Consider the following 12,205-nt stretch of genomic DNA (forward strand, 5'->3'; position numbering starts at 1 on the left):
GATGCGGAATCGCTTGGCGTCCTCCGCGTTGTCATCTGATTGCGATCAAATTCCTCATGTGAAAAAAGTTAACAGAATCGTTGAAAGTATACAAGCGAATTGTGGGTAATCGGAAGGCAGGTTTTACGCTTACCATCTTTGATGTTTTGGAGCGATTGATGATGTTGACGCAAGAGAATCGAAACCGGCATCAGCAGGTGAGGACGGGACTCAAACGTGGCTATCCCACGGATGTGAAAGATGAAGAGTGGCGCTTGATCGCACCGCTGCTGTCAAAGCAAGCGAAGACGGGAAGGCCTTGCAAGACGGATTTGCGCACGGTGATCAATGCGTTGCGTTACATGGTGTGGTCTGGATGCGAGTGGCGCATGCTGCCGAATGATTTCCCTCCGTATCAGACGGTCTATTACTGGTTTCGGCGGCTGATGCGGCGCATGCTGTTTCGTACCATCCATAACTTGGCGCTGATGCTTGATCGCTTGTGCAATGAGCGGGAGGTGCTGCCGAGTGCCGGTGTTGTCGATAGCTGTTTAGATATGGGTGATCATATTCCAACTCGCAGCCTGCCATTTTTCAGGGCCCGGTTGCTTTTGAGTACACTGTTGAATTCTGTCACCCAACTACCAGCGCCATGAGCCAAGCCCTTCACAGCCAAGCCCGCACCACTCATCTGATCCGGGACGAAATCCGCAACTCGACGCTCTCTCAACGGGAGCTGGCTGAGCGCTACAATGTCAGTCGTCTGTCGATCCGCAAGTGGCAGAACCGCGACAGCGCCGAGGATCTTTCGCACCGGCCGCGTACCATGCACACCACGCTCACGCCTGCGCAGGAATTGGTCGTCGTGGAGCTGCGCACCACGCTGCTGCTGCCCACCGACGACCTGCTGGCGGTGGCCCGCGAGTTTGTCAATCCAGCGCTTTCGCGTGCCGCCCTGGGGCGCTGCCTGCGTCGCCATGGTGTCTCCAGCCGGCTTGAACTGGCTGCCAGAGAAGGCGACAAGCCGGTCACCAAAAAGTCGTTCAAGGACTACGAGCCCGGCTTTTTACATATGGATATCAAGTACTTGCCGCAGATGCCCGATGAAAACGAACGCCGTTACCTGTTCGTCGCCATCGACCGCGCCACGCGCTGGGTCTTCATGGAGATTTACGCCGACCAGTCCGACAGCAGTAGCACCGACTTCCTGATCAAGCTCAACAAAGCCTGTCCGATTGCCATCGTCAAGCTGCTCACCGACAATGGCAGCCAGTTCACCGACCGCTTTAGCAGCAAGAAAAAAGACCCGGAAACGGGCGACCGGATTCCCAGCGGCAAGCACGCGTTTGATGTGCTATGCCAGCAGCTGGCGATCGAACATCGCCTGATCCCGCCACGTCATCCACAGACCAACGGTATGGTGGAACGCTTCAACGGCCGCATCAGCGAGGTCGTCAACCAGACCCGTTTCGCTTCCAGGGCCGAGCTCGAATCGACACTGCGCAATTACCTGAAAATCTATAACCACAACATCCCGCAGCGTGCTCTCAACAACGAAACGCCGATTCAGGCAATGAAGAAATCGCATGCGAAAAAGCCGGAATTATTCGTTAAACGTGTTTATAACCAGGCGGGTCTTGACACAAACCGCCGATCAACTCGTTAAGCACAGCTTTGGCCCGGAACATGGCCATGCTGCGACGAGGAATATGATCGCACGAAACTAAAGAGTTAGGCCCTCGGCGGAAATGTAACCAGAACGAGGCCATTCCCTTGCTTTTCGAAACATACTTGATCTATTTTATCCGGATCATATATATTCCCTAAAGCAGCTAGCTGAGGACAGCGGAATAAAATTTGCAATTGCAGCATAAATAAATTAATCGAGTCATATAGTATGCCTCGCGTATCAACGGCCCAAATCCGACGAAGATACCTCTCCAATAACTTAGCTTGACTATATGATAAAATAACATTTATTGATTTGTTCGCATCTAACAGTAAAATAGATTTTGCAATTTCAGAATATTTAATCGTCTGATTCTTTGAATTTTCCACGAATTTTCCCTGAATAATTGATTATTCACGTTTCTGCCGCCTAGTCTGACATGCCATCAGAATTCCCTCCCGATGTTGTTCCACCTCTATTTTTACATCGTTTATAGGCATGATCCGCAACGTAATAGCAGACTAACCTCGCCGCAATATTAAGTGCAAAAGCACCAGCAAATAAGCGATTACATCTCCCATAATTTTCAACTCTTATTCTGTTGCAATCTGGCCCATCTGGCGGGCAAAAAGCAGGCGTACGGGTTTCAGTGTTGGTATCCGTCCAAGGGTTAATTGGCTGCGGTAGCGGTGGTAAAAACCCTTGCTCGATCGGATCAACAGGTGGGATATATCTACAGAAAACAAAAGGTACGACTCCTTGACATACCCATGCAAGACCTAAGGGGTCAGTTCGGATGACAGGGTTGCCCCCCACATACCCATAGGTATTGATACCACCTTCCAGCCCAATCGGGTCGCTCTGCACATACCGTCCCGTTTGCGGATCATAATCCCTGTGGTAGTTGTAGTGTAATCCCGTTTCCTGGTCTTCGTACTGCCCCGGCAACCGCAGGTTCGACGCGATCGTCGGTTTGCCAGCCGTCGCGGCCGGCGTGACGATGTGCGCCCGCCCGAACGGTTCGTAGCGCGCCGCCCACACCACGTTGCCTTGCTTGTCCGTCGCCTGGATCGGCGTGTCCAGGTGGTCGTGGTGATAGTAAGCGTATCTGTCTTGCCCGTTGCTGTCTTGCGTTTTCACGAACAATATACCCGTGCCGAACATGGCGTCGGGGCGCGGTCCGTATTGCGTGGTGATCGCCGCGCCGCCGTTGGCGGTAACGCTCTGGTCGGCGTTGAGCGTGATGCTTTGGCTGGCCTCGGCGATCAGTCCCTCGTCCGCGTACAGGAAATGGGTGCGCCGGGCTTGCGCGAGGACCGCGCCGCTTCTGTCGCGGTACTGCTCTTTCCAGATCCGCCTGCCGAGCGGATCGTAACCGTATCTAGCGACCAGTTGGGCGGCGCCATCTTTGACCTCCACCAACTGGTTACTGGCGTTGTAGCCGTATCGGGTGAGCTTGGCGCCTTCCGTCTGCCTGCCCAGGTTGCCCGCCGCGTCGTATTCGTAGCACACCACTCCCGGCGCGCCGCACGCGCCGCTGCCGCGCCGGGTCAGGCGGTTGTTGGCGTCGTAGAGCCACGTCCCGCTTTGTTTGGTGTGCGCGACGCGGTTGGCCACGGCGTCCAGCGTAAAACCCTCCGTGTCCGTGCCGAACACGCCGCCGCCATCCGTCGTCGCGACGGCGAGCCGGTCTTCCTTGTCGTACTGGTAGTCGTTGCTTTGGGTGGTACTGGTGTTGTTGGCCGTGTCGGTGCGGCTGCGCTTCTTCAGTTCCTGCACCTTGCCGTACTGGTGGCTCAGCTCCAGCACGCTCTGTTGTGCCGGCGACTTGACTTTGAAGCTCTCCAGTTTCAGCAGGCCGTCGTATGTTTTTTCCTGCGCGCCGCCGCCGGGCAGCGCGGTTTGCTCCGGGGCGGTCCATTTGTAGCGGTTGACGCTGATCGCGCCCTCGCCCGGGATGGTGACGGAGGCGAGCATGCCGTGCGGGCTGTAGCCATACGCTATCTGCGTGCCGTCGGGCCAGGCAAGTTGCATCTTCTTGCCGGCGGCGCTGTAGGCGTAGCCGTAACCCAAGGTGTGGCCGCCGGGGTAGGTGACGGTTTCGCCGGTCTTGCGGTTGGCGTCGTCGAAGGTGGCATTGGCGCCGCTGGTTTTGTTCGCGACGTGGTCGGTATCGCTCCAGGCGGCCAGGTTGTCGTTGGCGTCCAGGGTCAGGGTGCTGCTGCGCAGCAAGGTGCCGTCCGCCTTGTATTGCTTGATTTCGACCAGGCGGTTGGCCGTATCGTAAGTGGCGCTCGATTTGTTTCCGAGCGGATCAATTTTTTCAACTACGTTGCCGGCGGCGTCGTAGCCGAAGCGCGTAATTTGGCCCAGCGGCAGCGTCTGCTTGACGACCCGGTCGTTGCGGTCGTAGTCGAAGCGGTGCACGTTCCCTTTGGCGTCGCTTACTTGCAGCAAGTTGCCGCGCGCGTCGTACTCGTAGGTGGTCTTGCCGGCCAGGGCATCGACGTGTTCGGTCTGCTGGCCAAACGCGTTGTAGCCGCGCGTGCGGCTGTGGCCGTTGGCGTCCAGCTCGCTCGTGACCTGGCCGCGCTTATCGTAGCCGACGCTGCTGGTGAGGGTTTCCTGGCCCTGGGCATTGCTGTTTTTCAGGCTTTCGCTGGTCTGGCGCTCGCGCCGGTCGAACCGGGTTTTCCGGGTGAAGGTGGGGTAGATTACCTCGGTGGCTTGGTTCAGGCTGCCGAGCAGGCCTGCGGCGCTGCCGTCGGCGACCTGGTAGCCGAACTGGGTCGCATTGTTCAACGCGTCGGTTTGCTTTGTCAGCGCAAAAAAATTGTCGTACTCGCTCAGCTTGGTTCTGCCGTCTTCGTCGGTTTCGGAGAGCGTCAGGCCCTGGCCGTTGTATTGCACCTTGTACACCCCGCCCACCGCGTTGGTGCTTTGCCAACGCCGGTTCATCGCGTCGTAGGCGGCCCGCACCGTCTTGGCGCGGGCGTCCGTGTACACCGTCAGGTTGCCTACCTTGTCGTACTCGTAGCCGCGGCTACGGCCCAGGGCATCGCTGACCTTGCTCAAGTTACCGCCCGCGTCGACCTCATAACGTGTGGCGTTGCCGCGCGGGTCGGTCATGCCCACCAGATTGCCGGCGTGGTCGTAGCGGTACTGGCGCACGTTCGCTTCGGGGTCGGTGGCCTTTTTGAGCTGGCCGAGGGCGTCGTACTCAAGCAACCAGACCGCGTCCGGGGTCAGCGTGCCGTTCGCCTCCGTGCGCCCCCGGCTGGTGACCGAGGTGATTTGCCCGAGGCTGTTACGGGTGTAGTCGGTGACGCGCGCGTCCGCGCTTCCGGCCGCTTCGGTCTTCTTCGCCAGTCTGCCTTTGTCGTCGTACTGGTAGCGGGTCTTGACGCCCAGTTCGTCGACTTCCTCGGTCAAGCCCAGGTGCTGCGCGGAATAGCTGCGCTTCTCGCCGGCGCCGTCCGGATGGACGGTCTCGACCACCTGGTCGAATTCGTTGCTGCTCACTTGCGTCGTGAAGCCGCGCGCGTTGGTGACGATGCGGCTGCGCGCCGCCGTGTCGTAGCGCACCTCCGCCTCGGTACGCCCGTTGACGATCGTGCGCACCAACTTGCCCACGCGGTTGTGGGTATAGTCTTCCACGCGGCGCCCCGCCGCCGTTTCCGGGCCGGTGATCTTGCTGCCAAACTGTTTGTTGGTGTCGTCGTAGTCGAACTCGTAGTCCGTCACCGCGCCGTCGGGCGCCGTGCGCCGCTTGACCGTGTCGCCGCTGTAGCCCAGCTGTTCGGTGCGTCCCTCGGCGTCCGTGATGGCGACGATGCGGTTGCCCGCGTCGTAGTCGTACTTGCTGGCGTTGCCGCGCGCGTCGGTGACCCGCGCCAGGCGGTTGAGGGCGTCGTATGCGTATTTGACCGAGCGTCCCGGGTCGCCGGCGCCGACCCCGTAGTCCCGCACTTCGGTGACCAGTTCGCCGGTGTAGTGCAGGCTGTACAGCACGTGGCCGTTGGCGTCGGCCACGCCGCGCAGCACGCCGCCGAGGTCGCGCAGCATCCAGATCGTGTTGTCGTTCTGGTCGCCCCAGGCCACCACCTGCCCCTGGGTGTTGTAGTCGATCCAGGCGCCGCCCCGGTCGATCCACCGGAAGCCCTTGGCGTTGTCCACCGGCGCCAGCGCAATGGCGCCCGTCGCCAGGGCGGCGTATTGCGCGGCCGCACTCGCGCCAGGCAGCTGGCGCACGCCGCGTTTTTCCAGGATTGTACGGTTGCTGAAGGCGTAGCGCCCCGCTTCACCCAGGTACAACTCGTTGGCCTTGCGGATGGCTTCCGCGTCGCGCGCGCCGCCGCCGCCGCTGCCCGCGCACAGCGCGGCGTAGTCGACGCTGACGCGCTGCGGCGGCGGGTAGTCACCGTCGCCCTCGCCCATCACCCGGTTGAACGGCGTGGTGCGTATCGGCACCATGGGGCCGGCCTGGGGCACGCCGCCAATCACCACGCTGCCAGTCGACGGCTGCCAGTCGTCGTCCACCCACACCCAGCAACCGCCGCCGCTGCCACTGCCGCCCGACGACGCCGTCGACGCGCCGGACGTGCCGCCGGTGGTGTTGGCGCTCTGGCTGCCGGTGAGGTTTTTCCACGACTGCGACAGGCTTTCCCAGTGCGGGTTGAATTTCCATTCCTGCCCGTCCCAGTGGCGCGTCCAGCGCACCGCGCCCGCCGTGCTCGCCACGCGCAGGTCGTCGACCGCCACGTTGGCGTAGCCGTTGGGCAGCGTTACCCGCAGGCCGTTACGGGAGTCCTCGGCATGCGCGGCCGGCCATGCCAGCAGGGCCGACAGCGCCAACGTCAAAAATGAGACTAGTGGCTTGTTCATCGCTTGCTCATCCTTCGCAGCTGGTTCCGCCCTTGGGCACGTATTGGCATTTTTTGCCTTTCATCTTGATTGGCGTGGAATGTCCGCCAGGACCGCTGACGCCGCCAGCACCACCGTCGCCGCCACCGCAACTGCCGGAATATCCGTTGCCGTAGGTCCATAAGGCGCTGGAGCCGCCGCTCGACGTGGCGCCGTTGGCGCACACGTAACTGCAGCTCACCCTGGTGCTGTAGGAATGGCCGCCGCAGCCGCCGCCACCGGAGGCGTTGGCGCCGCTGGCCGCAGCGTCCGGCGATTGCAGCGCGATCACCCGGTACGGGATGGTGACGCGCTGCTTGGCCCCCAGCACCGGCGGCACCTCGACCAGGAATTCGAAGCGGAACATGGCGTCGCTCGCCGGCAGCACTTGCGTCACGTTGTCGGCGCGAACCAGACCGTAGTTGGTCAGCGTCAGTTCGCCGAAATACACGTCGCCGGCGCGCATCCTGGGCAGGTTGACGCTGGCCGGCTCCAGCAGCACCACCGCCGCCGGCACGTCGGTCTCGAAGGTCGTGTTGAGGTTGATCTCGTAGCGGTCTTCGATGGCGATTTCGCGTACAGTCCACTCCACCGTGATCAAGTTATAGTTGAGGAACACCGGCTGGTTGGATGTGATGCCCGGCTTCACCTGCAGGCGGCCCCCGGCCTCCTGGTGGTTGGCCGCCCTGGCGCGGAATTGATAGCGGCCGGCGGGCAGGTTCTGGAACAGCGCCTCACCCGCGGCGTCGGTCGACAGCTCCCGCGTCATGGTCGGCACTTCTTCGTTCTGCACTGTGATGCTGGCGTTGGCCAGCCCCGCGACCAGGCGGCCGTCCTTGCCCACCGTGGCGGTGTAGATGTCGGCCGCCTTGAACAGCAGATTGCCCTTGCCGCTCTGGCTCAGGCTGACGTACACGCCCAGCGCCTGGGCCGGCAGGTTGTCGCCGGCGATGTGGAGCTTGAATTCGTACACGCCCTCCGGCGTGCCCGCCGGCGGCGTGAACGCCAGGTCGATCGCCCGGCTGGCGCCGACGGCCAGCGTGCCGGCGGCCTGGCTGCCAATGCTGATCCAGCCGGGCGCGGCGCCGCCGTCCGCCTTGCTCAAGCTGAACCGCAGGTTCAGCGCCTCCTGCAAGCCCTGGTTCTTCAGCATGAACGATTCGACCTGGCTGCCGCCTTGCGCCAGGCCGGTTTCGAGATACGCCGGCGTGCTGACCAGATACGGTTTCGCCTGCGACAGTTGGTAGTCCACCCTGACCTGGGCCAGCGACGCGCCGGCGTGTTCGTCGCTGACGACGTTCAAGACCAGGCTGCCCGACGGCTGCGCGTCGTTGTCGGCGCTAAACTGCACCGGCACGTTCAGGCTCTGGCGCTCGGCCAGGCTGACCGGCGCCGGCAGTTGCACGCTGACGCCCGCCGGCAATTGGCCGGTCGGCTGGCTGGCCGCGTCCAGCGTGAAGCGCAGCCGGCTCGCCGTCGTGCCCGGCCCGGCCTTGGTGACGAAGGGAATCGGGAACGGATAGTTCCTCGGCACGTCGAGCCGGTACGGGCTCGGGCCGACCGTCACGCGGTGGATGGTGAAAGCCTTTTGCTCGGGCCGGTCGGTGATGTCGGGGTGCACTGCGCTGACCTTGTACAGGCCGGCGTCGGTGAGGGTCGGTTTGAAGCTGTAGGAAAAAGCGCCAGCGGCGTCGGTGAGCACGCTGAAGCTGCGCTCGTAGCCCTGCTGGTTGAGGACCAGTTTCAGGCGCGTATTGGGCAGCGCCGCGTTGCCGGCGCGTTCCAGCGCACGTCCGCGGATGAGCACGTCCTGGTCGCCGAAGGAGCTCAGCGGCGCGACGTCGCTGACCTCGCCGATGTAGGCGGTGTCGAGCAGCGAAATCGATTTCTCGGAGCCGCGCCCGCCGATCTGCAGCTCGTCGTCCTGGCCCGTGTGGTAGCGCAATTTGTCGACCTCGAGCTTGACGCGGATGCGGTTGGGGCTGGAAGCCGGCACGTTCAGCGTGAACAGTTCGGAAACATAGCTCGCCCCGGCCGCGATGCGCGCCACGGTCAGGCCGTTGCTCAACGTAACGACGTTGGTGCCGCCGGCCTGGACGTAGGGTTGGGTGGCCAGCACGTTGCCGTCGGCGTCCAGGATCTTGAAGCGCAACTCCGACGACGGCGCCTTGCCGTTGCCGGTGGCGACGAGCAATTCCACATCGACTTCGCTGGTGTTCTCGATGGTCAGCTTCAGCTTGCCGGCGCCGCCGCGGGTGAAGGCGTCGGTGGCCATGCCGACCACCAGCGCGCCCTCGCCCACCGCCACCGTCTGCGGCCGGGCGATTTTGACCAGCTCGCCCTCGTTGGGCGCGATCTCGACACCAACCTGGGCCTCGGGCGCCGCCGGCAGGCCGGCGTAGCCGGCCACCACCACGGGCACCAGCAGCGTCTGGTTGGCGGCCAACGCGAACGCGGCCGACTTGTGCTCCTTGAATTCGCTGGCGTCCGGGTTCACCGGCAGGCGCACCACCACACGCACGCCGTCGAGCGCGCTGGCCGAGGTGTTGGCCACCTGCACCTGCAGCCGGTTCATCACGCCGCGCTGCAGCGGCAGGCCGGCGGCGATCTGCGCCGCCACGTTCGGCAGCAGCACGTTGCGCGGCATTTCCACGCCGTTGGCGTCGACCGACGCCACGCTGTAGCGCCGCTCGCCGCCCGTATAGCCGGTGTCGACCAGGGTGGTGGCGCCGGTCGGCGCGGCGCTCAGTTTGGTCCTGCCGGCGTCCGGGCCGACGTAGACCTGGTAGGACACCACGTTACCGTTCGGCGCCGCCCAGCTCAGTACGGGCAGCCCGTTGCCGATCTGCTCGACCTTCAGATTACGCACCGGCAATAGGCTGGGGTTCAGATAGCTCGAATTCGAGATCGCCGACTCGTTGCCGGCCGCGTCGACCGACGTCACCACGTACGCGCCCGCCGACGGCTGCGGATTGGTGTCGTAGGTGAACGGCGTCTTGACGCCGCTCTTCAACGGATTCAGCCCCGCAATGCCGGTGATGGCGCTGCCGCCGGCGCGGTACAGATTATAGGAATCCACCGTGCTCGCAAGCGGCGGTTGCCAACTGGCGTAAATACCCCGCCCGGTCAGTTGCAGCGCCAGGTTCTGCGGCGCGCCCGGCGCGGTGGCGCTGGCGAGCACGTCGACCGGCGCGCTTTGCCCCGACACCGACTCCTGGCCGTTGGCCTGCCGCACGGCGGCGACGGCATAACGGTAGGCGCCGTCTTGCGCGGTCTGGTCGGTGTAGTCGGCGCCGCCGGCGCGCTGCAGCGCCTGCAAGCCGCCCTGGCCCGGCGCCTGGCGGAACAGCTGGTAACTGGTGGCCTCGTCCACCGCCTGCCAGGCCAGCCTGACCTTGCCCGCGGCCTGCGCCTTGGCCGTCAAACCGAACGGCACATTGGCCGGCGGCAGCGTGCCCTGGTAGACCTGGAAGCGGTTGGCTGCCGCCACCCTGGTCGAGACGTTCATTAAATCGTCCTGCGCCTGGAAGCTGAAACTGAGCGACTCGGGGCCGCCCAGGCCGGCGTCGCCGGGCAGCACGAAGCTGCCCTGGTAGGTGTTCGGATTGAGCTGCGTCAGCGCGGCCAGCACCACCGGGGTGCGCAGCGGCCCGGAAAGCGCGTACTTGACCTGGGGCGCGGCCGCCGGCGCCTTGCTGAAGCTGAACGTGGCTTGCACGGTGCGCGCGCTGTCGTTCTGGATCGGCGTGGCCGGGCTCAAGACGATGCCGGACAGGTCCGGGCCGGCGGTGTCGATTTTCAGCGTGGCGCCGGCGCCGATATCGGTGCCGCGGTTGCCGACCGCGTCGCGCGCCGAAAACAGCGCGTTGGCGACGCCGGACGGCGTGTTGGCGTCGACCAGGAAGCGGCCGGCGTAGGTGTTCTCGCCGCGCTGGGTCAACTCGACCGGGATCGGCGCGCCGCCCTGCGGCACGATCGACAGGAACAGGCTGGCGAGCATGGGCTCGCTGACGGTGACGGTCAGGTCGACCGCGCCCTGGCCGATGCGCCCGCTGGCGGCGTCGTGCTTGCCCGCCGGCGCGTACAGGATCGACGTCGCCTTGGGCGGCGTCGAGTCGGCGCGCGCCCGTACGCTGTTCGACAGCGCGCTCAGGGTGCCCAGCGGGTTCACCGAGGCGACCCGGTAATAATAGCTGCCGTCGGCCGCCGGCATGTCTTCGAAGCTGCGCTCGGCCAGCGGACTGGCGTTCAGCCTGACGGCCTGCGCCGCCGTGTCGAAGGCCGTGGCGGAGCGGTACACGACGCTGCCCAGCGAAGCCTGGTCCGTCGACGGCATCCAGTTCAGGCGTACCTTCCCTTGCGCCTGCGAGATCGCGGTCAGCGCAACCGGGCCGGCCGGCTTCGAGCTGTCGAGGGTGACCTGTACCGTCGCGCTGGCCGGGCTCAGCCCGCGATTGTTCCTCACCTGGACGGCGACCTGGTTGGTGCCCTCGGCCAGCATCAGCGTCGAGCTGAAAGCTTGACCGGCGACCGCGAACCAGGCGCCCTGCCCGACGCCGTTCAACAACAATTGCGCCTCGGCACCCAGCGCCGTCGTGCCGCTGACGGCAAGCGACGCTTGATTGGTTTTGAAATTGCTTGCCGGCGCGGTCAACGTGGGGGCGCCCGGCGCAGGCAGGTTGATCACCACCGCGACCTGGGCGGATGAGGTATTGCCAAGCATGTCCTTGGTGTTGATCGTCAGGACGTAGTTTCCGTTGGCGTATTGCAACGGATCAAGCGTCAGTTGGTAGTTTCCGCCCCCCATGTTCGGGACGGCGATTTCCTGGCCCGACAGATTCGCCGTCACTGACTGCACGCCACCGGCGTCGGTCGCGGTAAAGCTTAACTTGCTGCTCTGCTGCAATGCCAGCGTAGCGCCGATCGGGACACCGGCCGATACGATTTGACCGAGCGCGGGGCCGGTGACGTCGGCGCCCAGCGTCACAACCTTGGTCGCTTCGGTATAGCCGCCCATGCCGGTGGCGCGCAACACGACATTGAACGTACCGGCCTGGCTGAACCGGACGTTCGGGCTGGCTACGCTACTGGTACGGCCATCGCCAAAGTTCCATGCGTACGACGTGGCCGTCCCGCTGCTCGTATTCTGGAACGTCACGTCAAGCGGCGCTTCGCCGGAGCTGACGCTGGGGGTGAAATCCGCCGTCGGCGGCGGCAACACCAGCGCAAGCGAAAATGTCGCGCTAGCGATGTTTGCGCCGCTCGGATCCATCACGATGGTGTAACTGCCCGTGGCCGGCAGCGTCAGCGCACCCAAAGAATAGGAAGAAGCGCAATTGTAGCTTGGTGCGCTCAAGGCGCTGCCGTCGGGATTGAGCAGCGAGAACGTCGCGCAGGAGACCGTGTAGGAAATTCCACCGACGTTCAGACTGATGCGCTGCCCGGAAGTGCCACTGAACGTGAGGCGGGCGTTCTGTCCCGGCGCCGTCGTCGTCAGCGTCACCGGAGCGCCCCCGACGGTGATGCTGCCGCTCGCATCCGGCGGCACCGCATAAAGCGAAAACGTTGCACTACCGGTGTTTGCGCCGCTCGGATCCATCACGATGGTGTAACTGCCCGTGGCCGGCAGCGTCAGCACACCGATAAAATGAGAGG

At 63.8% G+C, this 12,205-nt stretch carries 4 protein-coding genes; 2 read left to right on the top strand and 2 right to left on the bottom strand.

Annotation, left to right across the window (positions count from 1 at the left end):
• Positions 1-158 precede the first annotated feature (158 nt).
• Positions 159-635, top strand: a complete 477-nt coding sequence (locus ACQ4W7_RS06990) for a transposase (protein ID WP_436529398.1) — start codon at positions 159-161, stop codon at positions 633-635.
• Positions 632-1,645 (top strand): IS481 family transposase, encoded by a 1,014-nt coding sequence (locus tag ACQ4W7_RS06995; RefSeq protein ID WP_436529400.1) that lies wholly within the window; start codon positions 632-634, stop codon positions 1,643-1,645. The genes ACQ4W7_RS06990 and ACQ4W7_RS06995 overlap by 4 nt, the downstream gene beginning before the upstream one ends.
• 432 nt (positions 1,646-2,077) lie before the next feature.
• Here the strand turns inward: ACQ4W7_RS06995 and ACQ4W7_RS07000 are convergent, their stop codons facing one another.
• Positions 2,078-6,532, bottom strand: coding sequence for an RHS repeat-associated core domain-containing protein (locus tag ACQ4W7_RS07000; RefSeq protein ID WP_436529402.1), 4,455 nt, complete (start codon positions 6,530-6,532; stop codon positions 2,078-2,080).
• A gap of 7 nt (positions 6,533-6,539) precedes the next feature.
• Entirely contained in the window at positions 6,540-12,188 is a 5,649-nt protein-coding gene (locus tag ACQ4W7_RS07005; protein WP_436529404.1) for a PKD domain-containing protein, read from the bottom strand.
• Positions 12,189-12,205: the final 17 nt, after the last annotated feature.

Origin of the sequence: Janthinobacterium algoris, from assembly GCF_051380935.1 — a bacterium.
Classification (GTDB): Bacteria; Pseudomonadota; Gammaproteobacteria; order Burkholderiales; family Burkholderiaceae_D; genus Janthinobacterium.

Coding starts and splice junctions, on each gene's coding strand:
- ACQ4W7_RS06995 (WP_436529400.1), top strand. CDS start 632: ATGAGCCAAGCCCTTCACAGCCAAGCCCGCACCACTCATCTGATCCGG.
- ACQ4W7_RS07000 (WP_436529402.1), bottom strand. CDS start 6,532: ATGAACAAGCCACTAGTCTCATTTTTGACGTTGGCGCTGTCGGCCCTG.
- ACQ4W7_RS06990 (WP_436529398.1), top strand. CDS start 159: ATGATGTTGACGCAAGAGAATCGAAACCGGCATCAGCAGGTGAGGACG.